We start from the raw sequence: 22,965 nt of genomic DNA, 5'->3' as shown, positions 1-22,965 counted from the left end.
GCGGCAGAGTGCTCATGAAAGTTCCGGCACGAGCTCTGGTTCAAACAGGATATTGTGCATGATGACGCGAAGGCCCGGCGGGCTGACCGGCTTTATCAGCACCGGAAACCCCTGACTGCGGATCTCATCGATCAGTTCCGGCCCGGTGTCTGCGGTAATGACCACGGCTGGACACGGCAGTTCGAGCAGATCGTTGATCCGATGGACCACTTCCGTGCCACGCAGGTCTCCCCGCAGGCGGAAATCCGTAATGATGATGTCGGGAGGACGCGGAAGGTCTGCGATCGAGACCGCTATATCATTGAAGGCATCAAGCACATAGGTCTCCATGCCCCATCGCTTTAGCAGGGTCGTCAGCGCATCCCGCAGATGCATATCATCTTCGACGACCACGCAGCTCAAGCCGGCGAATTCTCCCCCGACCCGCTCGCTGATCTCCGCCTCGCCGACCGAGGAATGCCAGACATCACCCATCGGGACGTCGAGCGCGAAGATCGACCCCTTCCCGAGCTGAGACCTGACCGTGATGCGATGACCGAGGACCTCCGCGAGGCGGCGGGAGATGTTGAGGCCGAGCCCAAGATTATGGCGGGTCGTCTGCCGCTCCGGCACCCTGAAGAATTCCTCGAAAATGGCTTCCTGGTGCTCAGGGGCGATGCCGCGGCCGGTGTCGTGCACTTCGATCCGCAGAAACCTTCCATGCCGCCGGCACCCCACCAGGATGCGCCCCACATCCGTGTAATTGATGGCGTTGCCGATGAAATTGGACAGTATCCGCTCCAGCAGCGCCCGATCGCTTTCCACCGCCGAGCGCGACGGCAGAATGCGCAGGTCGAGACCTTTTTCCTTCGCCAGGTGGCTAAACTGAATGCGTAGCCGCTCCAGTACGGTTGATAGCTGGAAGGTCTGGATGCGAGGGAGCACCTTCCCGGCGTCGAGCTGCCCAATGTTGAGCAACGCCCCCAGCAGATCCTCCATGATCGAGACGGAGACATCCATGGCGTGGAGCGCTTCGGCGCGCTCCTTTTCAGTTTCCGCCGCCATGCAGGAATAGATCAGCAATTTCAGGGACGCGAGCGGCTGGCGCAGGTCGTGATTGGCGGCGCGCAGGAAACGCGACTTGCTCTGATCGGCGGCAGCCGCCCTGTCACGCGCCCGCTCGAGCGCCTGCTGCGACAGCCATGCTTCGGAAATATCACCGAAAAGGGTCACCACGCCGGTCTGCGGCATCGGCCAGCTCTCCACCTTGAGAACCTGGCCGTCGGTAAAGGTGAGAGAGCGGCCCGCGAGCGGGAAAAGGTCGCCCTCGGCGGGGGGCGCCAGCGCGTGCACGAGCATTCCAGAGGCGTTGAGCGCATCCAGAAGGGCCCGCTGGGACAGGTCGCGCCACCGCCCCGGCGGCGGCAGAAAGGCGAAGCGGCGCTGAAAGGCCGGGTTGGCATCGACGATCTCGCCCTTGCCGTTCCAGATCGCCAGCCCAAAGCCCAGGCTCCAGAAGGCCTGTGTCCTCAACCTCTCCAGTTCGGCACCGGGAACGTCCTGCCGCGGGCTCGATCCGTCCGGGGGGCTCATTTTGTGTCAAGCGCCCGCTGCAGTTCGGTGGCTTGTTCCACCGCCAGCCGGATGACCGCCTCGCGTGCCGCAATGCCGAGCTTCTTCATGGCGTTGCCGAGGTGCACGCGCACCGTCTGGCGGCTGATCGCCAGCGTGTCGGCGATGTCGTGCAGAGCCTCACCGCGGCTGAGCGCGACGAGGACCTCGATTTCGCGGCGGGTGAGGTGCTGGAAAGCCTCCGCGCTGGATCGGGGGTCGGACGGCACCTGCGGGGCGCCCGAGGACAGGCTTTCCTTCGTCGGAGCGACCGGGGTGCGGGCGACGTGGGCGCGCGTGAGGATGTCACGGGGAAAGCTGACTTCTCCGGCCAGCACGCGCTCCAGCGCCTGCCTCACCTGCCCTGCGCCGGAGGATTTGGGAATATAGCCGACCACGCCGTGCCGGATCGCCTCCAGCACGTGCTCGGGGTCCTCATGCACCGAAACGATGACCACCGGAACGGCGGGGAACCGGCTGCGCAATTCCTGCACGCCCTCAAATTCCTTCGCGCCGGGCATGATGAGATCGATCAGCACCAGGCCGATGGTGGGGTTCCGGGCCAGCGCCGCCAGGGCCTCGTCCAGGTTGGACGCTTCCTCGATCTCGCCGCCACAAAGCCCCCGCGCGACGTGCTTGAGGGATTCCCGAACCACCCAGTGATCGTCAGCGATCAGGATGGAGATGGCGGAGCCGGGAGTGTTGGGCTCGAACTTGATCGAAGCGGGCACGCTCATGGAAACCCTGACATTTTCGCCATTCTGGCAGAACGCGCGGAAAGCCGCACGGATGTGCCGCGTCCGATGCAGCGGTAGACGCGGCGCGCTACGCCCCCTTCTCCATTTCTAGCAGAAATGCCCGATTCGTCGCCAGCATTCCCAGGCAAATTTTCGGCACTTGCGCGTTTATTGGTCATACGCACTGCGCCTCCAAATATGATCGTTTCATCTAGACATTGAGGATCGGCCGTCGCTCGCATTTCCAGAAAAAATCATTGACGCGAATATCCCGGACTGTCTAGCTTGATATGGAAGACAGCACAAAAATCTAGACATAACGATAATATCCAACCAGAGCCTTCGGGGCGCCGCGCGCCCTTCCGGAGAGAACCCATGACGACGAACCGTGATTTCGCCTCGGCGATGTCACCGACGACTCTGTCGTCCGTGACGCGGCGCGATGCCTTGAAGCTGGCCATTGCCGGCGCTTCGATGGTTGGCCTTGCGGCGCCGGCCCTGTCCAAGAACCTGCCTGACAAGATCCTGGTGGGGGTGCCGTCCTCCCTCTCGACGCCCTACGGCGTGGCGGATGACACCGACCATCTCAACGGCACCAAGCTCGCCGTCGAGCAGATCAATGCGGCCGGGGGCGTCCTGGGGCGCGAGATCGACTTGTTCGTTCCCGATGTCGACAAGCTCTCGCCGGAGAGTTGCCGCCAGGCCATCGCCGCCTGCATCGACAAGAAGGTCATGGCGATCTCCAACTCCTTCCTTTTCGCGCCCATTCCCGCGCTAGACGAATCCGCTAAGTACAAATGCCCCTACCTCAACGGCAATGCGCAGCGCCTGCCCACCGAGGCGTATCGAGCCGATCCGGTGAAATACAGCCACGTCCTTCAGACGTGCCCGGCCGAAGTGAACTACGGCTGGACCTATCCGCTCTGGCTCACGGCCATGGAGCAGTCCGGCGCCTGGAAGCCGAAGAACCGCAAGATCCATGTGGTCGCGGAGCAGGTCGGCTACAACCAGACCATCCTACGAGCGATGCGCGAGGCCATTCCGAAATATGACTTCGAACTCGCTGAGGTGACCGATATCCAGTACCCGGTGAATGACTGGAGCCCCGTGATCCGGCGCCTGAAGGAAGTCGATGCCGGCGCGATCATGATCGACCACTGGGTGGCCGCCGAATATGCGGCCTTCTGTAAACAGTTCCGCGCCAACCCCGTCCCCAACGCGCTCGTCTATCTCCAATACGGTCCATCGCAGCCCGAATTCCTGGAACTGGGGGGACGCTCCACCGAAGGTTTCTGCTGGGCGACGACGCTGGGCGTCTATGGTGACGAGCGCGGGCAGGCGTTCCGCAAGGCGTACATGGCCCGCTACCCCGAATTCAAGAACAACATGGGCCTCGTCTATACCGGCAACGGCTACGACATCATCCAATATTTGAAGCTTGCCTGGGAGGCGACCGGCAAGCCGGAAGATTTCGCCGCCAACGTCGCCTGGATCAGGAACAACCCCTATCGCGGCGTCTGCGGGATGATGGACATGCGCAACGACCTCCAGGAGGCCCTGCATTTCCCCGACAACGGCTTTGGAAATCAGGCGTCCGAACTGGAAAAGGGCATGTCGCAGCTCTTCGTGCAGGTTCAAGGGGGCGCGCACAAGATCATCTGGCCCACCCAGATCGCCGAATCCTCGCTGCGCCGCGCGCCCTGGTGGAACTAGGCGATGGCGCGCCCGAACGACGCCCCTCTTTTCACGGCGGAAAGCCTCTCGCTCGACCTTGGTGGGCGGGAGGTGCTGCGCAGCATCGGCTTTGAACTGCGGCCCGGCGAGGTGCTGGGCATCATCGGGCCGAACGGGGCAGGCAAGACCAGCCTGCTCGAAATCCTCTCCGGCCGCTACCGGCCGAAGGCCGGCCGCGTCCTCTATGAGGGCCGGGACATCACCGGCCTGCCGCTGTTCGCGCGTGCCCGCCTCGGCATCGGCCGGACCTACCAGACGCCCATCGTCTGCGAGGACCTGACGGTGGGAGAGACGTTCAAGGCGGCCCGGCAAGCCTACAGGCCCTACCTGACCCGCTTCGATGCCGAATACAGCTCCAATCTCGTCCATTTCCGCGTGTCCCACGACAAGCCGAATGCGCAGCTCAAGACCTTTGAACGGCGCAAGCTTCTTCTTGCCAACATCCTGATGCGCCGGCCCAAGGTGCTTTTGATGGATGAGCCCGCCGCCGGGCTCATCAATGCGGAGATCGACGAGATCGACCAGATTCTCCGCATGCTCTCGAAGGAGCTGGAAGTCGCGGTGCTGATCGTGGAGCACCGCATGGAGCTGCTCGACTCCATCGCCGACCGGGTGATCGTGATGGATGCCGGCGAGGTCATCGCCGAGGGCAAGCTTGCCGACATCATCGACAGCCCAGCCGTGCGCGCCGCCTATTTTGAAGCGCACTGAGCGGGCCGAGGGAACGCCATGAAAGATGTTCTCAACATACGCGGCCTTTCCGCCGGCTACGGTCCGCTTCGGGTCATCCATGACCTCGATCTCGTCATCCGGCCCGGCGAGCGGCTCGGCATCGTCGGCCTCAACGGCCATGGAAAGACGACACTGATCTACGCCATCGCCGGCCTGACCGGCTGGCAGCGCGGCTCGATCCAGCTCAACGGCGTCGAGATCGGGCGCACGCGCAGCCAGGGGCCGGGGCGCTATACGCACCAGATCGTGCGCCTGGGTCTGGCCCTGATGCCCCAGGGCGACGAGATCTTCACCGGCCTCACGGTGGAGGAACATCTGGATTCCGGGGCCTTCACGCCCGAGGCGTGGCGCGACCGCAAGGCCCGCAAGGAGCGGGTGCTCGACCTTTTCGAGCCCTTGCGGCCCTTGCTGAAATCGCCCGTGGGGCGCCTCTCGGGCGGCGAGCGGCGGATGGTCTCCATCGGCCGCGGGCTGATGACGGACGCCAGGCTCTACCTCGTCGACGAGCCCTCGCTCGGCCTCGCGCCGAAGATCGGCCAGCGGGTGATGGAGGCCCTCTTCTCCATCGACCTCAAGGACAGCGCCATGTTCATCGCGGAGCAAAACGTCGCCCTGCTCGACGGCCGGGTCGATCGCTGCATCGGCATGCACGCCGGCAAACTGAAAGGCGAGGCATCGACCGCGCTCGGGATCGGCTGAACGGTATCTCACAATGGAAATCAGCTTCATCTTGATCAACGCAGTCACGATCGCGGCCATCTACGGCCTCATCGCGGTTGCGGTCTCGATCACCTGGTCGAGCCTCGGCCTCATCAATCTGGGCTATGGCTTCGTCTTCTCCTTCGCAGGCTATTGCGCGTGGCTCACCGCCCAATATGTCTCCGAATTTCCCCTGGTCATCGCCGCCGCCGCCATTCTCGGCGGGGCGCTCTGTGGCGTTCTCATCTGCCTTGCCGTCTTCATTCCGCTGCACGACAAGCCAAACTTCACCACGCGCGGCATGATCGGGACACTGGCCGTCAGCCTCATCGGGTCCCAGGCCCTCCTGATGCAGTTCGGCCCGCGCGCGAAATCTCTGCCGGAACTGTTCGGTGACTGGCAGGTGGCCATCGGCTCGACCATCGTAACGTCCGACAAGATCGGCATCGTCGTCTGCGCGATGCTGATGCTCGCCTTCGTCGTCTCATGGATGAAAGGCAGCCGGCGCGGCCTGGAAATCCGGGCGATGATGATGAATCCGCACGCCGCCTCCATCGTCGGCATCGGCATCCGCTCGACCGGCATCTATGTGATGGCGCTGACCGGGGCCATGGCGGGGCTGGCGTCCGTGCTGCTGTCGCAGACCTATTACATCGCCCCCTTCAGCGGCCTGACGCCGCTCATCAAGGGCGTGTCCATCGCGCTGTGCGGCGGGCTCGGCTCGGTGCAGGGCGCTGTCATCGCCGCCTTCATCCTCGGCGCCACGGAAGCGGCGACCTCCCGCTATCTCGGCGGCCAATATGTGCTCATCACCCAGTTCCTGGTCATCATCATGATCCTGATCGTCCGCCCCCGCGGCATTTCCGGTCTCCTCGACAAGGCCCGCGAACAATGACGGAACAAAAAGCCCTGACCCCTGTCGTCTGGCACAATCCGCTCGCGCCGTGGGGCGCGGAAACCAAAGAGATGCCCTCGGTCCAGCCGCCCGATGCCGGCGACGTCTGGGACGCCAACACACACTTCAAGGCGAAGACCTACAAGGTGGGGCGCCTCAAGCACTATATCGTCTGGCCTAGCCACGGCGAAAGGATGTGGACGCGCCTGCGCTGGTGGCCGACCCGCCGCACGCTCCTGCACATCCGTGGGCTCTACAACCGCAAAACCTTGGCGGCGGAGAAGAAGATACTGGACAGGCGGCCCATCTACTGGGCCCTCTGCCTGCTTCTGCTGGCGCTCGGGCCGGCGCTGTTCCCAGCCTCGATGTACAACACGATGCTTTCGGCGGGCACGATCTTCGGCGTTTTCGCCGCCATCAACGTGTGCTGGACCCTCATCATCGGCACCGCCAGCATCTTCTCGCTGGCGACCTATGCGGTGGTCGGCGTCTCCGCCTTCGCCACCACCTATATGTCCATCCAATTGGGCCTGCCCTGGTACACGCTGCCGGCGATCGGCGCGGTGCTCGGCCTCGTGATGGGCGGCATCATCGCCTTTCCGGCGCTCCGGCTGGACGGCTTCTATTATGCACTCCTCACTCTCGGCCTGAACGAGCTTTGCCGGGTGTTCTTCACCACATCGAAGCAATTCGGCTCGGCTTCCGGTGGTCTTTACGGCGCCGACAGCTTCCTGCCGAAAAGCTGGTCGCCGGATGCGCAGTCGCTGCTGTCCTATTACAGCGCCTTCCTGCTGCTGATCGCGACGCTGTTCCTGTTCCGCTTCATCAACGGCAAGCGTCTCGGCCGCATCCTGCGCATGGCGCCTGAGAAGCGCGAGGCATTCGCGGCGGCCTGTGGCGTCGATTACCGCAGGGCGCGCGTGACCATCTTCGTCGCCACATCCGCTGCGCTCGGCTTCATCGGCGGTTTCTACGCCACGCTTTATGGCGGCACCGCCTTTTCCATCTTCAGCTTCGACACGGTCCTGCTTGGACTGGCGATGGTGACGATCGGCGGGATCGGCAAGGCGGAAGGGGCGATCCTCGGCACGCTGGTGGTGATCTTCCTGGACAAGGTGCTGATCGGCCTTGGCCCCATGCGCATGTTCCTGATCGGCACCATCATGCTCGGCGTGGTGCTGTTCCTCAACAACGGCTATTTCGGCATCAAAAAGCAGTTCAACGCCTGGCGCGACAAGAAACGCGGCGAGTGGCGCTCCATGCGCGCCGAAAAGGGCGGCGAGGCTTTGCCTGAAGAGGCGACCGAGCAGGACAATAAGGATGTCCTCTACTTCCGGCGCTTCGACAAGATGCAGCGCGATTACCTGAAGACGCTCATCTGTCCTGAAATCGTCGAGGAGCACCGCCGCCAGCCGCTCGGCCAGCATAGCGCCGCGCTGGAAAGGCTCCTCATGTATTTCCGCCGCGCCCCGATGGATGATAAATACGCGCTACATCGCAATGCCGCCAGCGGCCGCTACAAGATCATCGCCTTCTCGGGCGAGCGCGGCGTCTCGCCCCGTGTGGTGGAGGATCGCGAATACGATTCCATCGGCGAGGGCTACCACGCAATCTTCGTGCGCCGCATTCACGATCTCATGGAGAGCTGACCGTGAGTGAATTCGACAAAACACTCCGATCTACTGATGAAGAGATCGCTCATCCGCGGGATGCGGGACGTAACGTCCGCTCCTATTTCGACCGCAAGACGAGGCAGTACCTGCGCTCCGTCATCAACGACGCGCTGATCGAGGAGCACCGTCGCCGGCCGCACGCCCAGCATCGCAGCGAAGCTCTCGGGCTTCTTCTTTTTTACTTCAAGAACCTGCCCCTTGAAGAGCAGTATGCCCTGCGGCTGACACCCGAAGGCCGGTACCGGATCACCAATATTCCGCGGGCGGGAGAGCGCCCGGTCGATCTCGACACTACGGAATATGCCGACCCCTCCGCCGGATTGCATGGGATTTTCCTGCGGAAGATCAGTGACCTCATGGATAAGAACGATGGCTGAGACCAAAATATTCGGATACGCGGATCAGTTCTCGGTAAAGCAGGGCGAGCGTATCGCCTTCCATGTGAACTGCGACGGCGCCGACACCGCCCAGGCCCAGCTGGTTCGGCTGATTCACGGCGACGACAACCGACAGGATGGCCCCGGTTACCTGGAAGAAGAAATCGCGCATCCGATCAACGGATCGTGGGCGGTGAAGAAGCAATTTACCCAGCTCGGCAATTTCCTCACCGTGCAGGACCCCGAGCGGCGGCTGAAACTCGACGGCTCCCTCTCCCTGGCGGCGTTCATCTGGCCGTCCATGCCGAAGAAGGGGACGCGGCAGACCATCATGGGCCGCTGGGACACCTTGACCAACGAAGGCTTCGGCCTCGGCATCACGCCGGACGGCTACCTGCAATTCTGGGTCGGCGACGGCACGGAGGTCGATTACATCACGGCCGAAATGCCGCTCATCCGTCACGCCTGGTATCTCGTCGGTGTCAGCTATGATGCGCAGACTGGCGAGGCGGCCCTCTATCAGGACAGCGTGCTCAACCGCTACAATTCCCTGATCGGCCCGAGCGTACCTTATAATTATGCTTCGCACGTCAAGACCCGGCTGCGATTCCGCCAGTCCAATCGCGACGATATTCCCTTCCTGATCGCCGGAGCACGGGACAATCATGTGCTGCGCGGGGACTTCGTCTCCGATCTGTATGCTGGCAAGATCGACCGGCCGTTCGTCAGCGGCCGGGTCCTGTCGCGTCAGGATCTCGACCGCGTGAAATCCGGGCAACTCCCCCCCAGCGACGGTCTTGTTGCCTATTGGGACACCTCCGCAGGCTATACGGAGCACGGCATCGGCCACGATGTGGTCGAGACCGGTCCGTACAAGCTGAAAACGCGCGGCGTCAACCATCCGGTGCGCGGCATGACCGGCTGGAACTGGAACGGCAAGAATGATTGCTTCCGCCTGGCTCCGCAGGAATTCGGCGGCATCGAGTTTCATCCCGATGCGATCACCGATTGCGGCTGGGCGCAGACCCACAGCATGGAGATTCCGGCGGACCTGAAGAGCGGCGTCTATGCCATCCGCCTGCGGGTGGGGCCGGGCAAGGGGATTTCCGAGGAATATATCGTCTTCATCGTCCGGCCCGCCAAGCCCTCGGCGAAGCTGTGCTTCCTCGTCCCGCTGGCCAGCTATTTGGCCTATGGCAACGAAACCCTCTCCTTCGACGCCCAGATCGTGCAGCCGATGACCGGGCAACCGCCGATCATTTCGGATGTCGAGATCGAAACCTACGAGCACCGCGAATACGGGCTCTCGACCTACAACAGCTTCGAGGACGGCGCGGGTGTCTGCTTCAGCTCCTACAAGCGCCCGCTCATCAACATGCGGCCCAAGTTCCGCAATTCCTGGATGGGCGTTCCCTGGCAGTTTCCCGCCGATCTTTCCATCGTGGCCTGGCTGGACCATTTCAATTACGACTGCGACTTCATATCGGACCTCGATCTTCACCGGGAAGGCGTCGCCGCCATCGCTCCCTACAAATGCGTGATGACCGGCACCCACCCCGAATATGTGTCCGAGCGCATGCTGGACGCGCAGGAGGACTTCGTAACCAGCGGAGGCCGCCTGATCTACATGGGGGGGAACGGATATTATTGGTGCGTGAACTTCGACCCCGAAGAGAATGCGGTCATGGAGGTGCGCAAGCTCGACAGCGGCATGCGCGCCTGGGCGGCCAAGCCCGGCGAGCATTATCTGCAGACCACCGGCGAGAAGAGCGGCCTTTGGCGCAATCGCGGACGCGCCCCGCAAAAGCTCGTCGGCGTCGGCATGATCGCCGAAGGCTTCGAGACCTGCGAGCCATTCCGCCGGATGCCCGATTCCTGGCATCGCACGGTGTCCTGGATCACGCAGGGGGTGGAGGGTGAGCTGATCGGCAATGAGGGGCTCGCCTATGGCGGCGCGGCGGGCATCGAGGTTGATCGCTACGATCTTTCGCTCGGAACGCCGCCGCACACCAAGATCATCGCTTCGTCCGGCGGTCACACCGACAATTATGTTCTGGCCACCGAGGAAATTCTCTACGCTTATGCGGGCATGGTCGGCACGCTCGATTACCGCATTCGTGCCGACATGATTTTCTATACCAGCTGGAACAACGGCGCCGTCTTCAGCTCCGGCTCGATCGCATTCGGCCAGGCGCTGCCGTCCAAGGGCTACGAAGGCACCGCCTCGCGGGTGCTGCGCAACGTGGTCGACGCCTTCCTCAAGGACGGCGCCCTGCCTGGCCAGCGCTGGACATTGGAGGAAAAGCAGTGGCGGTGATGTCATCCCCGCCCCTTCCTCCAGGCATTCTGCCGCAATGACTGGACCGCCCCGGCTTTGCCAGGGCGCCAAAGCCTGAGAGGGTGGAACCATGACGGGGGAGGCGACGGTCAAGGCCGGGACCAAAGGCCTCTCCGCCATCGCGGTGGAACGCGGAACGCCCGGCATCTCCTATGAATTTCACAACAAGGAGGGCACCGTACCGCCTCTAACGCCCTCGTCACCTTCGACAATGCCCGCGTTCCCGCCGACAATCTCCTGCCCGGCGCGGCCGGCAATGGTGTTTTCGTCATCAACCGCAATTTCGCCTGGTCCGGCCCGGTGGCCGGCATCGCGGCGGTGGGCATGGCCCGTTCCGCCTAGTGGCAACATGGGCATGCAGCGCCGCCGCATCCGCGCACGGGGGGAGGCTTGATCCATTTGCGGCCCCCCATCGAATGTCCACGCCCGGCGAACGTCCGCTGCTGGCGCAACTCAGCCTGCGGGGGGCATCGGGGCATCGCTGGCCCCATTGTGCCGACGCGCGAAATCGATGAACGCCTTGAACGCGGCGGTTGGATTGCGCCGGTTCGGATAATAAAGGCTCAAGGGTGGCAAGGTGAGGGTCCAGTCTTCGAGCACGCGCACAAGGCGGCCCGCCTCGATGTCGTCTCGCACATCGGACTCCATGGCCAGGGTGAGGCCGACATGGGCGAGGGCCGCCGTGCGCGCGAGGCTCGCTTCATCGAGGGTGATGGCGCCCTCGACGTCCATTTGGATGGATTGCCCATCCTTCTCGAACGGCCACCGGTAGATCGCGCCATCGGGAAGCCGAACGCGAAGGCAAGCATGCCCGGCGAGATCCTGGGGGATCATGGGGGTCCCGTGCGCTTCCAGATAGCTCGGCGTCGCAACCACCACATTGCGCCGAGGGCGCCCCAAGGGGAGCGCGATCATGTCGACCGGGACAAGGCCAGAGCTGCGGACGCCGAAATCGAAGCCGCCCGCCACAATGTCCACCAGGCGCCCCTCCGTGACGAGGTCGATGTGCACTTGAGGGTGCATGCGCAGAAACGGCAGGACGAGCCAAGGGAAGATTTCCCGTGCCGCTGTCGGAAAGGCGTTGATGCGCAACGTGCCTGAAGCTGTGGCCTGTTGGGAGCGCGCCCCTTCCATTGCCTCGCGAATGTCCTGCACCGCAGGAGCGATCTTCGCGACGAACGTTCGGCCGGCTTCGGTGAGGGAGACACTTCGCGTCGTGCGGTTGAAAAGCCGGACACCCAGCGTGCGCTCCAGCTTGCCGACGGCATTGCTGAGCGCGGTGGTGGACACCCCGAGCTCAAGCGCAGCCGTGCGGAACTTGCCCCGGCGGGCCACCATAAGAACGGCGTCCAATTCCGTCAGGCTGCTCTGAGCCATTATCCCGCTCTTCGCAATGAAACATCCCGGACTGTCCTGATTATCGCGCCACCTGTCCATCGCTACGTTGGCTGGCAGGCGCATTTGCAGCTGCCACGACGGCCGCCGCCTCATGCAGGACAGACAATGACACTCGCCCTTCCATCCCCGATCGCCGCGTATGTGGCCGCGAACGCCCGCCTGGACGTGGACGACATGCTGGCCCCTTTCACGCCCGATGCCGTCCTTTTCGCCGATGGAGGCCGTCACGAGGGCCACGCCGGGATAAGAGCCTTGCTCGAAGACGCGGTGATCCCGGTGAAGGCGATCTTCACGCCGGACGCCGTGCGTCACGAGGACAGCCTGGTCGTGGTCGAAGGCCCGGCCCATGGCGATTTCAAGGGCAGCCCGATCCGCTTCACCTACCGCTTCACGCTCGAAGACAACGCCATCAAGACCCTGGAGATCACGGCATGACCATCAAGGTTGATCCGATCGAGTTCGCGGGAAAGCGCGTGCTCGTCAGCGGCGGCACCAAGGGGTTGGGCCGCGCCACCGTCAACCGTTTCCTGGCTGGTGGCGCCCGGGTCATTACGTCCGCCCGAGGGCCGCTGGAGCCCATGGATGGCGTCGAGTATGTCCAGACGGACCTGACGACGGCTGCGGGCGGCGAAGCCCTTGCGAGGGCGGCGCTCGATCGTCTGGGGGGCATCGACATTCTCGCCCACGTGCTCGGAGGGTCGGCCGCACCGGGGGGTGGCTTTGCCGCCCTGACCGACCATCATTGGCTTTCCGAGCTGAACCTCAATCTTCTGGCCACGGTCCGTCTCGATCGCCTCTTGATTCCACAGATGATCGAACGGGCCGCCGGCGCGGTGGTGCACGTCACCTCCATCCAGTCGGTGCTTCCCCTTCCCGAGGCAACGACCGCTTATGCTGCCGCCAAGGCCGCCCTGCGGACCTACTCCAAGTCGATCTCCAAGGAACTGGGCCCGAAGGGGGTGAGGGTCAACGTCGTCTCCCCCGGCTGGATCATGACCGAATCCTCCGTCGACCTGCTGAAGCGTCTCAAGGCCGCCAATGGCGGCACGATCGAGGAGGCGCGGCAGGTCATCCTCGACAGCCTGGGCGGGATCTCCATCGGGCGCGCCGCCGAACCCCACGAGGTCGCCGACCTCATCGCCTACGTGGCGTCGGATCGCGCCGCCTCGCTCCACGGCGCCGAGTTTGTGATCGACGGCGGCACCGTCCCCACCATCTGACCACGGGGGCCTGTCGGTGGCCCCCGGCTCTCAACCTCGTCGCTGCGCTCACCATGAGCGAGCTGCCGGCTCATAAGGCGCCGCGAGGAGGAGGCGCCCCAGGCGGGCCGTCTCCTCAGGAACCATTCCCGCGCGATGGCCTCAAAGGCGCTCGGGCTTCTCCAACGCCGCGCGCCTCTTCCCCCTGTTGGCGTCCGCCGGGTCCGCCCTCGCGCCAAGGTCTGCTTGGCGATCTCGCGGGTGGTCGTGGCACCGGCAAGCCAGACCGCCGGGCAGCCCACCAGCGCCAGCGTTTTCTGCGTCTCGAGATAGCGACCGGGCGCCGACCGTGGCGGGCACGCACGACGCAATCGAGCCCCTCGTCTATCAGGTGCTGGACGACGAGATTGTCCGGTGGATCGCCGATGCGGCCGAGGACCAGCGCGGTCGTTCCTGAGGTGACACCCGTCTCGGCGAGATCGGCGCCGTAGGGTGTCAGCCGCAGCCGGATGCCCGGCGCCACCTCCGTCAAGCGCGCCACCAGAGCCGGCACGATGACAAATTCGACATAGCCGTTGGGTGCGATCGTGAAGACGCGCTCGGCCTGCGCCGGCTGGAAGTCCTGCTGGCCAAGAACCGCATCGTCGAGGCGCGCCAGCGCGTCGGCGATCACCGGCGCGAGCGTGAGCGCGATCTCGGTCGGCTGGATCCCGTATCGCTCGCGGACGAACAGCGGGTCCTTCAGCATGACGCGAAGCCGCGAGAGCGCATTGGAGAGGGAGGGCTGCGTCATGCCGAGCCGCTCCGCGGCGCGCGTCACGTTCCGATCCTCCATCAGGGCAACGAAGATCGGCAGGAGGTTGAGATCGTAGCGCATCAGTCATATCTCCTACGCTATATCTATAATCCAAGAAATAAACTTCTAGAATGGCTTAGAGATGCGCATCTCATTCCTGTCCGGACCGCGGACGCGACCGACAGACAGGAGAGCAAGATGAGCAAGGGCAAGGTTCTGATAGTCGGCTCCAACGCCACCCGCATCGAGGTGCAGGGCAATCGATGGGGCGCGACCGGGCAGTATCTCAACGAGACGGTGGTCCCCGCCATGGCGCTGGAGGCTGCCGGGTATGAGGTCGTTCTGGCCACGCCCACTGGCGAGAAGCCGACGATCGACCCAGTTTCCGACGCCGCCGCGCACTTCGAGAATGACCAGTCGGCTTATGACGCCGCCCGTCGCTACTTCGACGCAAACCCGGCCATGAACCGGCCTCGCCCTCTTGGCGCCGTCATCGCCGACGGGCTCGATGCCTTCGACGGCGTCTTTTTCCCCGGTGGCCAGGCCCCGGTGGTCGACCTGATGCAGGACCCTGAGGTGGGGTTCATCCTCAATCACTTCCACCAGGCTGGGAAGCCGACTGCGCTGCTCTGCCACGGGCCGATCGCGCTCGCCGCAGCGATGCCGGATCCGCGCGCCTTCCGCGCTGCCCTGATCGCCGGTGACGATGCCAAGGCCCGCGAATGGGCGAAGGACTGGAGCTATCGCGGCTACCGGATGACGATCTTTTCGGCGACCGAAGAGAAGGTGGTCGAGGATCATATCCTGCACGCGAAGATGTATTTCGACATGCCGAGGGCGCTGACTGCTGCAGGCGGACAGGTCAAGACGACCGAGGTCGACTTTGAGCCGAACGTCGTCATCGACCGCGAACTCATCACCGGCCAGAACCCGCGCTCGGATCACCCGATCTCCCGGGCTCTCGTCGCCGCGCTCGACGCGCGCCGCGGCTGAGCGGATGGCGACGCGGATGACCGGCGGGGCGCTGAGATCACGCCCCGCCGCCCTTCCCCCCCGACATCGGAGACACCGACCCATGTCCGACACAGTGAAGATCGTCGCGATCCTGGAGGCGCGGCCCGGCCAGGCCGAGGCGATCGAAAACCTTCTGCAGGAGATGCTGTCGCCCTCGCGCGCCGAGCCCGGCAATCTGCGCTACGACCTCTGGGTGGACGCGGACAAACCCGGATGTTTCGTTCTGGACGAACTCTACCAGAACCCGGACGCCGTCGCCGCCCACCGCGCCACCGCCCACTTCCAGACCTATCTTCAAACCATTCCTGATCTCGCGGAGCGCACGGCCTTCGTGCTTGCCGCCCGCGACGTCGCCTGACCGGCAAGGATCACCCCCATGGCACTCAAGGACATCCTCACATCCGGCATCGGCTTCGGCGCGGCTCCGCTCGGCAACATGTTCCGCGCCATTCCCGAGGACGAGGCGCTCGCCACCGTCGAGGCCGCTTGGGCCGATGGCATCCGATACTTCGACAACGCCCCCTTCTATGGCGCCGGCCTCGCCGAGCTCCGCATGGGCGAGGCGCTCAAGGACAAGCCGCGCGACGGCTACGTCATCAGCACCAAGGTCGGGCGTATCGTGCTCGACGAGATCGACGATGCCCCGCGCGACAATGGCGAAAAAGGCGATGTCTTTGCCCATGGCCGTCCCAACAAGGTCGTCAACGACTACACGGCCGACGCCACCTTGCGCTCCATCGAGCACAGCCTGAAGCGCCTCAAGACCGACCGCATCGATATCGTCTGGGTCCACGACGTCGCGCAGGACTTCTATGGGGATGCGTGGCTGTCGAAGTTCGAGGAGGCTCGCACGGGCGCCTTCAGCGTGCTGGACAGGCTCCGCGACGAAGGTGTCATCCGGGCCTGGGGCCTGGGCGTCAATCGCGTCGAGGCGATCGAGCTGCTGCTCGACCTGGACGGGCCGCGTCCCGACGGTTCGCTGCTTGCCGGCCGCTACACGCTATTGGATCACGATCACGCCCTGCAGCGGCTGATGCCGAAGGCGGTGGAGCGCGGCGTCGGGATCGTCGTCGGCGGTCCCTACAGCTCCGGTGCCCTCGTCGGCGGCGCGAACTTCGAATATGCGCCGGCAACGCCCGCCATTCTCGCAAAGGTCGCCGCTATCAAGGCGATCGCCGACCGGCATGGCGTCAGCATGAAGGCCGCGGGCCTGCAGTTCTCGCTTGCACACCCGGCTGTCGCCGCAGTCATTCCAGGGGCGAGCCGTCCGCAGCGCATCGCAGAGGACACCGCGGCTCTTGCCGAAGCGGTCCCGGCCGCGTTCTGGCAGGAGCTTCGCGCGGCCGGTCTCGTCAGCTCTGCCGCTCCGCTGCCTGTTTGAGCCGTGGCATGCTTCGGATGGCCCGGGAGCGCGAGGCTTCCGGATGCCATTCGGCGCCTCGCGCCCATCAACCGGTCGCGACTGGCCGCTGACGGTCCCATACGGGCCACGCATACACGCACTTGGCAAAATCTCTGTCTGAAAACACCACGACTTCCAACGCGACAAGCGGCAAAGTCCGCTTTCAAGAAACCGCGACTGTAATCTCTACGGCTGATACGGGGCGCTTTGCTGACAGGCGGCTTCGGGGCCGGTGGCAGACTGTCAGCTATCCGGCAGCGAATGCAGTGTAGCGGCCCTTCTGGACCCGACCCCGTTTCGGTCATCTACTCAACATTCGAAGCGCCTCAAAAGCAGACGATGATCAGTCGTTGACAAGGGAGCGCTGCCGAGTGGGCTGACAACCACAGCTACAGTAGGAAATCAGAACGGCTACGCTCGATCACGATTTGCCGCAGCGACACGTTTGCAGGTGCGGACAGAGCGTAGAGCATGGTTTCAACCACGTCCTTATTCGAAAGGGCTTCCCCTGCCTCACGTGTCCTGTTCCATTCCGCCATTGTCGGCGATACATCCTCAATGACGCCCGGATATATCGATGTGATCCGCACGGAGGTTCCTGCCAGCTCCTCCACCAAGCCTTGCGTAAATCCATCTTGCGCGGCCTTCGCTGCCCTGAATGGAAGCGAGGCGCCAACAAACCTAGCATATTGCAGACCAGACATCGAAACGACGTTATGGATATCCGCGCGCGCCCGAGCCTTCAGCAAGGGCAGAAGCCGTCGGGTCAGCATCATGGTGCCGGTAACTGCCGAGTTCACCACGGTCATGATTTGTTCGTCTGTGTGATCTTGCAAGCTTCCGGATGTGAACTGCGCCCCGTTGTTGACCAGTATGTCGATGTCGGGATGCAACGCCGCGATTTGGTTCGCCGCGGCATGAATGGATTGAGGGCTGGACAAGTCACAGACAAAGCTATCGACTTGTGGTGCGCCGTTGCCAATAATGACTTCAACGACTTCTTGCAGCATGGCGGAGGAGCGCCCTAGAAGTATCGGAATGGCACCTCGAGACGCAGCCACGATGGACAGAGCCCGACCGAGTCCTCGACCTGCTCCCGTAATGACAATCTTCCTGCCACGCATTGACGCTACCTAGACTGACCGCTGCAAAGAACGAAGTCCTCTTATCATGAATTCGCGACCAAAAGCCGTCAGTCCGCTCCCCACCCCCAGGACGACGGCCAGGCAACATATCCTGCGCGTCAAAGCGGCCATCCGCGCTGCCTCGGATGGCCGCTCAACCTCAGATTTCCGTCCGCTCCGCCAGAAGCAGCGCATCCTCCACGTCGACACCAAGATATCGGACCGTGTTCTCGATCTTGGAGTGACCGAGCAAGATCTGGATGGCGCGGATGTTGTCCGTCGCCTTGTAGATCATGGACGCCTTCGTGCGACGGAGCGAGTGAGTGCCATATTCCTCTTGGCGCAGGCCAATCGCGGTAACCCACTCGTCGACGAGGCGAGCATACTGCCTTGTGCTCATGTGATCAGCGGGATCGATGCGGCTGGGAAAGGCATAATCCTCAACGGTGCCGCCGCGCCGTTCCAGCCAGGCCAGCAGGCTCGCTCGCACGTCGCTGGTGATCTCGAACTGGACCGGCCGCCCCGTCTTCTGCTGCACGACAATCGCGCGCGTCCTGATCGCCTGGCCGGTGACCACGTCACGAATCTTGATCTTGACCAGGTCGCAGCCGCGCAGCTTGCTGTCGATGGCCAGATCGAACAGCGCCCGGTCACGAATGCGTCTTTCCCGATCAAGGAAAAATCGCATTGCCCAGATCTGTTTCTGGGTGAGCGGACGCTTGGTGCCGACCAGCTTTCCAGCTTTCCAAGCTGCGCGCTCGCGGCTGGCATCGTCAAATTTAGAATGGCCCATGTGAGTTCTCCTTGGCCTTTTTGGGCCGATTGAGAAACGTCGTGGGCTCCAAGCGCACAGGGGCCGCCAGCTGAACGGCGGCTTCCGCCTCGACAATCGACGGAATGTACCTCAAAAACGGGGCGCGCTTCAAAACGAGATAAAGTACCAAGTTAAGCTGGCAGGAAAATCGGAAGCATGCCGATCGCGAAGCCCTCGATCGAACCAATCGCGGAGCCCTCGATCGAACCATTAACGATCTCGAACTGTAGGAATTAAAAACTATAGGCGTTGCTTTGGTGTGGATCTGTGTCCATGCTGCTTGGACATCCTCTGGAAACAACGTTCACGAGCAGCATCACGATGACCCGCGCAAGCAACATGGCCGGACTTTATCTCTCTGAGAAAGGGCAGCTTGCGCGCGTCATCCAGCGGATCGTCCGAAACAGTTCGACGGCCGAAGACCTCGTGCACGACAGCTTCGTCACCCTGATCGGCAAGGAGGCGGACGCGTCCATCCGGGACCAGGTCGCCTACCTTACACGTATCGCGCAAAATCTCGCTCTCGATCATCGCCGGCGGGAGGCCCGGATGTCGAGCCTGGAGGAGGCAGCCATCTTCGATCTGGCCGATGCCAGCCCCTCCCCCGAGACCGTCGTGGCCGATCGGGACGCGCTGGTTCAGACCCTGAAAATCCTTGCCGCGATGCCGGAGCGAACCCAGCGTGCCTTCCAGATGCACCGTCTTGGCGAGATGACGCTGGCCCAGATCGCGGTGGAACTCTCGATCTCGACCGCTCACGCCGGCCGGCTGGTGATGGACGGCTATCGCCGAATCCGCGACGGACTGCGCGCCGCCGGGATCGAGTGACGCCGGTTCAGCACAGCATGAGAAATTTCCCCGGATCGATCGTCGTTGATAAGGAGAGGTGGGCGTCTTGACGGTCTCAGCCGCCGCGCCTCCTCAAAGATGCTGCTGCGGGTGCCTTAATGTCTGGGGAAAATGACGACCTCTGGACCGAAGCGATGGCGCTGCTGCTGGTCTGGCACGAACGGCCGGACGACGAGGCGGCGCGCGCGGCGATCCGGCGGTTCTGTTCCCTCAGCAGGGAGCACCGCGCGGCGTGGGACGAAGCCAAGCGTGTGTTCCGCGTCACCGGCGTTGCGGTCGGCGCCGACCGTCGACAGCGGCCCGGGCGGCTCAGCCGCCGTCAGGTCACGCTGGGGCTCGGCCTCATGGCATTGCTGGGCGCGGGGGCGCTGTCGGGGCCACGGCTGTGGCGGGGATGGCGCGCGGACATCATCACGGGCGTTGCCGAAGTTCGCGAGGTCCCGCTTGCTGATGGCAGCCTCCTATCCCTCGGGCCGGACAGCGCGATCGCAGTGACGCTCGCCCCTTCGGAACGCCGGATCACGCTCTTGGAGGGAATGATCATGTGCAACGTGGCGAAGGATTCTGCGCGCCCCTTCGTCGTCGCCACCGTCGGCCTCACCGCAACGGCCGTGGGAACGCGTTTCGAGGTGGCGCGCAATGCGGGCGTCAGCCGCGCGGCCGTCGAGGAAGGACGCGTGTGGATCGCAATCGACGGCGCCGCCCCGTGGGGGACGCTGGGGGCCGGCGACTGGCTCTCGGTGGAGACCGGCAACCACTCCGTGCGGCGCGGGCGCGGGGATCCGGCGCAGGTGGGCGCATGGCGGCAAAACCTCGTCACCGCCGACCAGGACACGATCGAAAATGTGGTGGCCCAGATTGCCCGGTGGCATCGCGGGCGTGTGCTCATCGCCGATCCCGGCCTTGCGTCAGCGCCGGTGAGCGGCCTGTTTGACCTCAACGACCCGGACGCCGCCCTGGAAGCGGTGGTCAAGCCCTATGGTGGCAAAGTCCGGCACATCTCCCCCTGGCTCACCGTGCTCTCGAGCATCTGATTTTTTTCCACGCGGCAGGAGAAATTCCGCGCCCTGATCCGTCGAGCATTCACAGGAGCACGCGCCACGGGGCGCGGGCCATCCGCGATGCGACGGGGACGGGGGAATGGGTTCAAAGCACAGCAGGGCCCGGCGATGCGCCATTGCTGCATCAGCGGCGCTATCGGTGGCGACATGCGCAAGCGCATGGGCACAGTCTCCGACGGCGACAGCTACAGCGACAGCGACAACGGGCCGGGTGATTTCCTTCTCCATTCCGGCGGGCAGCGTCACGGCCGCCCTTGTGGCCTTCGGGCGGCAGGCGGGTGTCCAGGTCAGCTACATCCCCTCGGTTGCGGCGAACCTGACCACGCAAGGTGTGTCCGGCACCATGACGGCCGAAGCTGGCGCCGAGCGGATGCTCGTGGGTACCGGGTTGGTCGCGCATCTGTCCGGCAAAACCCTGGTCGTCGCCCGCCCGGGCGCCTCTGCGGACAACGGTGTCGCATTTGCCGGCGGCGCAATCGCGCTCGATCCCGTCGAAGTCCAGGCGGACGCGCAATCGCCAATCGGGCCAGGCGTCGGCTTCCTCGCCACGCAGACCCTCACGGGTTCCAAGACCGACACGCCGCTGATCGAGATCCCGCAGTCGATCTCTGTGGTCACGCAGGACCAGATGAAGAGCCAGGCGACACAGACCGTCGGCGAAGCGCTGCGGTATACGCCCGGCGTCCTTGCCGAAGAATATGGCGGCACCGACCTCAGGTTCGACCGCTTCATGATCCGCGGCTTCCAGGGCAGCATGCCCTTCCTCGACGGCCTGCCGACCATCAGCCGCTACACGCTGCTTTCCCCTTACGTCGATCCCTATTCCCTTGAGCGCATCGAAGTGCTGCGCGGCCCCTCGTCGGTGCTTTACGGACAAAACATTCCCGGCGGCATCGTGGCCGCGGTATCGAAGCGCCCCACCGAAACCGCCTTCGGCGAAATCGAGGTGGACGGCCTGTGGCCGGCGGGCGGACAGGTGGCGGCCGACTTCGGCGGCCCGGCCAACAAGGACGGGACGGTGCTTTACCGTTTCACCGGCCTTTATCGCAACAGCGAGACGCAGGTCGACCAGGTCAACTCCGAACGCTACTTCTTCGCCCCGTCCGTGACGTTCGCCCCGGACGACAACACCACGCTCACCATTCTCGCCAATGTCGGCCATTCCAACGACGGCGTGCTCGCTCAGAACCTGCCGGCCCTCGGAACGCTCTATCCCGCTTCGTTCGGCAAGATTTCGACGAGCCTTTTCACCGGCGAGCCCGATTTGAACAAGATCGAGCGCAGCAGCTATTCCATCGGCTACAATTTCGAGCACCGCTTCAACGACATCTGGACCGTGCGACAGAACCTGCGTTACTCCGATGCGAGCGTACAGGTGCAGCAGATCGGCACTGCGGGCTATGTGGCCGGCAATCCGCTGGAGCTCAACCGCTGGACCCTGGCCGCCAACGCCGACCAGCAGAATTTCGCCGTGGACAACCAGGCGCAGGCCGAGTTCCAGACCTTTGGCCTTGCTCACAAATTGCTGGTGGGTCTCGACTACTTCCACTCCCACGACACCTGGGTCGAGCAGGACGGCTCCGCCTCGCCGCTCAATGTGTTGTTCCCGGTCTATGGTCAGCCCTACACCTTGCCGGCGGTGGATTTCGCCACCAGCGACACGCTGAACCAGACCGGCCTCTATGCCCAGGACCAGATCAAGTGGAACCGCTGGACCCTGACGGTGGGCGGACGGCAGGACTGGGCGCAGACCGACACCACCGACATGCTGGCCGCCACCACGCTTCGCCAGGACGATTCCGCCTTCACCTGGCGCGCCGGCCTTGTCTACGAGTTCGACAATGGCATCGCGCCTTATGTCAGCTATTCGACCTCGTTCCAGCCGGTCATCGGCGTCGATTCAAACGGCACTCCGTTGGTGCCGACCACCGGCACCCAGTACGAGGTCGGTGTGAAGTATCAGCCGCCGGGCTCGCAGATCTTCCTGACGCTGGCTGCCTTCAACCTTGAACAGAACAACTTGACGACTTTGTCTCCGACCCCGAGCAATCCCTACAATGTCGCGCAGATCGGCGCGGTGCGCATCCGGGGCATCGAGGCCTCGGCGGTGGGCAATCTTGGCGCGGGGCTGAAGCTGGTCGCCGCCTATACCTACAACGACGCGGAGATCACCGCCGACGGCCTTGGCAATGTCGGCAACGTGCCGAAGGACGTGCCCGCCAACATGGCGAGCCTTTGGCTCGACAAGACCCTCCAGGACGGTGATTTCCGGGGCCTCGGCGCCGGCGCTGGCTTCCGCTATGTGGGCGAACGTTTCGGCGACAATGCCAATACGCTCGCCTTGCCCGCGAACCTGCTGTGGGACGCCGCCATCCATTACGACAGGGACAATTGGCGGTTCGCGCTGAACGCCAAGAACCTGCTCGACACCACCTATGTCGCCACCTGTGACAGCGTCTATTTCTGCTATTACGGCCTCAGGCGGACGGTCGTCGGCTCCATCACCTACAGGTGGTGAGTCCACCCCATGCGC

General features: G+C 63.8%; 20 protein-coding genes and 1 pseudogene. 15 read left to right on the top strand and 6 right to left on the bottom strand.

Annotation, left to right across the window (positions count from 1 at the left end; translation table 11 throughout):
- Nucleotides 1-12: 12 nt before the first annotated feature.
- Both ACT54L_RS18325 and ACT54L_RS18320 read right to left on the bottom strand, forming a co-directional pair.
- Nucleotides 13-1,572 carry an ATP-binding response regulator gene (locus ACT54L_RS18325; RefSeq protein ID WP_476087063.1) on the bottom strand — a complete coding sequence of 520 codons (1,560 nt, stop codon included), beginning with the start codon at nt 1,570-1,572 and terminating at the stop codon, nt 13-15.
- Complete coding sequence (locus ACT54L_RS18320; RefSeq protein ID WP_476087062.1) at nt 1,569-2,327, bottom strand: response regulator transcription factor; 759 nt, start codon at nt 2,325-2,327, stop codon at nt 1,569-1,571. The genes ACT54L_RS18325 and ACT54L_RS18320 overlap by 4 nt, the downstream gene beginning before the upstream one ends.
- Before the next feature lie 375 nt (nt 2,328-2,702).
- Here ACT54L_RS18320 and ACT54L_RS18315 point away from each other — a divergent pair, with 375 nt between their 5' ends.
- From ACT54L_RS18315 to ACT54L_RS18285, 7 genes are all read left to right on the top strand, one after another.
- The gene (locus ACT54L_RS18315) at nt 2,703-4,040 is read left to right on the top strand and encodes an ABC transporter substrate-binding protein (protein ID WP_476087061.1); all 1,338 of its coding nucleotides are present in this window, start codon (nt 2,703-2,705) and stop codon (nt 4,038-4,040) included.
- A 3-nt stretch (nt 4,041-4,043) separates the two neighbouring features.
- Nucleotides 4,044-4,772, top strand: a complete 729-nt coding sequence (locus ACT54L_RS18310) for an ABC transporter ATP-binding protein (RefSeq protein ID WP_476087060.1) — start codon at nt 4,044-4,046, stop codon at nt 4,770-4,772.
- 18 nt (nt 4,773-4,790) lie between these two features.
- Entirely contained in the window at nt 4,791-5,492 is a 702-nt protein-coding gene (locus tag ACT54L_RS18305) for an ABC transporter ATP-binding protein (RefSeq protein ID WP_476087059.1), read from the top strand.
- A gap of 31 nt (nt 5,493-5,523) precedes the next feature.
- Nucleotides 5,524-6,387 carry a branched-chain amino acid ABC transporter permease gene (locus ACT54L_RS18300; RefSeq protein WP_476087058.1) on the top strand — a complete coding sequence of 288 codons (864 nt, stop codon included), beginning with the start codon at nt 5,524-5,526 and terminating at the stop codon, nt 6,385-6,387.
- A gap of 71 nt (nt 6,388-6,458) precedes the next feature.
- On the top strand, nt 6,459-8,036 hold the full coding sequence (locus ACT54L_RS18295; RefSeq protein WP_476087057.1) for a branched-chain amino acid ABC transporter permease: 1,578 nt from the start codon (nt 6,459-6,461) through the stop codon (nt 8,034-8,036).
- A 2-nt stretch (nt 8,037-8,038) separates the two neighbouring features.
- Nucleotides 8,039-8,437, top strand: a complete 399-nt coding sequence (locus ACT54L_RS18290) for a N,N-dimethylformamidase alpha subunit family protein (protein ID WP_476087056.1) — start codon at nt 8,039-8,041, stop codon at nt 8,435-8,437.
- A complete protein-coding gene (locus tag ACT54L_RS18285) occupies nt 8,430-10,754 on the top strand; it encodes a N,N-dimethylformamidase beta subunit family domain-containing protein (protein ID WP_476087055.1) in 2,325 nt (774 codons plus the stop codon). The genes ACT54L_RS18290 and ACT54L_RS18285 overlap by 8 nt, the downstream gene beginning before the upstream one ends.
- A gap of 474 nt (nt 10,755-11,228) precedes the next feature.
- Here the strand turns inward: ACT54L_RS18285 and ACT54L_RS18280 are convergent, their stop codons facing one another.
- On the bottom strand, nt 11,229-12,212 hold the full coding sequence (locus tag ACT54L_RS18280; RefSeq protein WP_476087294.1) for a LysR family transcriptional regulator: 984 nt from the start codon (nt 12,210-12,212) through the stop codon (nt 11,229-11,231).
- Nucleotides 12,213-12,278: 66 nt separating this feature from the next.
- Between ACT54L_RS18280 and ACT54L_RS18275 the strand changes: the two genes are divergently transcribed.
- Nucleotides 12,279-12,608 carry a nuclear transport factor 2 family protein gene (locus ACT54L_RS18275; RefSeq protein WP_476087054.1) on the top strand — a complete coding sequence of 110 codons (330 nt, stop codon included), beginning with the start codon at nt 12,279-12,281 and terminating at the stop codon, nt 12,606-12,608.
- Nucleotides 12,605-13,393, top strand: coding sequence for an SDR family oxidoreductase (locus ACT54L_RS18270; RefSeq protein WP_476087053.1), 789 nt, complete (start codon nt 12,605-12,607; stop codon nt 13,391-13,393). The genes ACT54L_RS18275 and ACT54L_RS18270 overlap by 4 nt, the downstream gene beginning before the upstream one ends.
- Before the next feature lie 295 nt (nt 13,394-13,688).
- On the opposite strand, the pseudogene ACT54L_RS18265 reads toward ACT54L_RS18270, so the two are convergent.
- A pseudogene (locus ACT54L_RS18265) lies at nt 13,689-14,249 on the bottom strand (LysR family transcriptional regulator); the annotation flags it as partial.
- 117 nt (nt 14,250-14,366) lie between these two features.
- Here ACT54L_RS18265 and ACT54L_RS18260 point away from each other — a divergent pair.
- From ACT54L_RS18260 to ACT54L_RS18250, 3 genes are all read left to right on the top strand, one after another.
- Entirely contained in the window at nt 14,367-15,161 is a 795-nt protein-coding gene (locus ACT54L_RS18260) for a type 1 glutamine amidotransferase domain-containing protein (RefSeq protein WP_476087052.1), read from the top strand.
- Between the two features lie 82 nt (nt 15,162-15,243).
- Nucleotides 15,244-15,540, top strand: coding sequence for a putative quinol monooxygenase (locus tag ACT54L_RS18255; RefSeq protein WP_476087051.1), 297 nt, complete (start codon nt 15,244-15,246; stop codon nt 15,538-15,540).
- Between the two features lie 18 nt (nt 15,541-15,558).
- Nucleotides 15,559-16,563, top strand: coding sequence for an aldo/keto reductase (locus ACT54L_RS18250; RefSeq protein ID WP_476087050.1), 1,005 nt, complete (start codon nt 15,559-15,561; stop codon nt 16,561-16,563).
- Nucleotides 16,564-16,973: 410 nt separating this feature from the next.
- Here ACT54L_RS18250 and ACT54L_RS18245 read toward each other — a convergent pair whose 3' ends face one another.
- Both ACT54L_RS18245 and ACT54L_RS18240 read right to left on the bottom strand, forming a co-directional pair.
- Complete coding sequence (locus ACT54L_RS18245) at nt 16,974-17,708, bottom strand: SDR family NAD(P)-dependent oxidoreductase (protein ID WP_476087049.1); 735 nt, start codon at nt 17,706-17,708, stop codon at nt 16,974-16,976.
- Between the two features lie 160 nt (nt 17,709-17,868).
- The gene (locus tag ACT54L_RS18240; protein WP_476087048.1) at nt 17,869-18,501 is read right to left on the bottom strand and encodes a tyrosine-type recombinase/integrase; all 633 of its coding nucleotides are present in this window, start codon (nt 18,499-18,501) and stop codon (nt 17,869-17,871) included.
- A 294-nt stretch (nt 18,502-18,795) separates the two neighbouring features.
- On the opposite strand from ACT54L_RS18240, the gene ACT54L_RS18235 reads away from it, so the two are divergent.
- The 3 genes from ACT54L_RS18235 (at nt 18,796) to ACT54L_RS18225 (ending at nt 22,950) form a co-directional block, all read left to right on the top strand.
- A complete protein-coding gene (locus ACT54L_RS18235) occupies nt 18,796-19,350 on the top strand; it encodes a sigma-70 family RNA polymerase sigma factor (protein ID WP_476087047.1) in 555 nt (184 codons plus the stop codon).
- Between the two features lie 155 nt (nt 19,351-19,505).
- A complete protein-coding gene (locus ACT54L_RS18230) occupies nt 19,506-20,405 on the top strand; it encodes a FecR family protein (RefSeq protein ID WP_476087046.1) in 900 nt (299 codons plus the stop codon).
- Nucleotides 20,406-20,643: 238 nt separating this feature from the next.
- Nucleotides 20,644-22,950, top strand: coding sequence for a TonB-dependent siderophore receptor (locus tag ACT54L_RS18225; RefSeq protein WP_476087045.1), 2,307 nt, complete (start codon nt 20,644-20,646; stop codon nt 22,948-22,950).
- Nucleotides 22,951-22,965: the final 15 nt, after the last annotated feature.

It is taken from the genome of Aquabacter sp. DMC10, assembly GCF_056314145.1.
The sequence above is the reverse complement of the archived record's forward strand: the minus strand, read 5'-3'. Positions and strand labels throughout refer to the sequence as shown.

What these genes read in the sequence shown, in the direction of transcription:
- ACT54L_RS18325 (WP_476087063.1), bottom strand. Translation starts at nt 1,572, where the DNA reads ATGAGCCCCCCGGACGGATCGAGCCCGCGGCAGGACGTTCCCGGTGCC.
- ACT54L_RS18320 (WP_476087062.1), bottom strand. Translation starts at nt 2,327, where the DNA reads ATGAGCGTGCCCGCTTCGATCAAGTTCGAGCCCAACACTCCCGGCTCC.
- ACT54L_RS18315 (WP_476087061.1), top strand. Translation starts at nt 2,703, where the DNA reads ATGACGACGAACCGTGATTTCGCCTCGGCGATGTCACCGACGACTCTG.
- ACT54L_RS18310 (WP_476087060.1), top strand. Translation starts at nt 4,044, where the DNA reads ATGGCGCGCCCGAACGACGCCCCTCTTTTCACGGCGGAAAGCCTCTCG.
- ACT54L_RS18305 (WP_476087059.1), top strand. Translation starts at nt 4,791, where the DNA reads ATGAAAGATGTTCTCAACATACGCGGCCTTTCCGCCGGCTACGGTCCG.
- ACT54L_RS18295 (WP_476087057.1), top strand. Translation starts at nt 6,459, where the DNA reads ATGCCCTCGGTCCAGCCGCCCGATGCCGGCGACGTCTGGGACGCCAAC.
- ACT54L_RS18285 (WP_476087055.1), top strand. Translation starts at nt 8,430, where the DNA reads ATGGCTGAGACCAAAATATTCGGATACGCGGATCAGTTCTCGGTAAAG.
- ACT54L_RS18280 (WP_476087294.1), bottom strand. Translation starts at nt 12,212, where the DNA reads ATGGACAGGTGGCGCGATAATCAGGACAGTCCGGGATGTTTCATTGCG.
- ACT54L_RS18275 (WP_476087054.1), top strand. Translation starts at nt 12,279, where the DNA reads ATGACACTCGCCCTTCCATCCCCGATCGCCGCGTATGTGGCCGCGAAC.
- ACT54L_RS18270 (WP_476087053.1), top strand. Translation starts at nt 12,605, where the DNA reads ATGACCATCAAGGTTGATCCGATCGAGTTCGCGGGAAAGCGCGTGCTC.
- ACT54L_RS18260 (WP_476087052.1), top strand. Translation starts at nt 14,367, where the DNA reads ATGAGCAAGGGCAAGGTTCTGATAGTCGGCTCCAACGCCACCCGCATC.
- ACT54L_RS18255 (WP_476087051.1), top strand. Translation starts at nt 15,244, where the DNA reads ATGTCCGACACAGTGAAGATCGTCGCGATCCTGGAGGCGCGGCCCGGC.
- ACT54L_RS18250 (WP_476087050.1), top strand. Translation starts at nt 15,559, where the DNA reads ATGGCACTCAAGGACATCCTCACATCCGGCATCGGCTTCGGCGCGGCT.
- ACT54L_RS18245 (WP_476087049.1), bottom strand. Translation starts at nt 17,708, where the DNA reads ATGCGTGGCAGGAAGATTGTCATTACGGGAGCAGGTCGAGGACTCGGT.
- ACT54L_RS18240 (WP_476087048.1), bottom strand. Translation starts at nt 18,501, where the DNA reads ATGGGCCATTCTAAATTTGACGATGCCAGCCGCGAGCGCGCAGCTTGG.
- ACT54L_RS18235 (WP_476087047.1), top strand. Translation starts at nt 18,796, where the DNA reads ATGCTGCTTGGACATCCTCTGGAAACAACGTTCACGAGCAGCATCACG.
- ACT54L_RS18230 (WP_476087046.1), top strand. Translation starts at nt 19,506, where the DNA reads ATGGCGCTGCTGCTGGTCTGGCACGAACGGCCGGACGACGAGGCGGCG.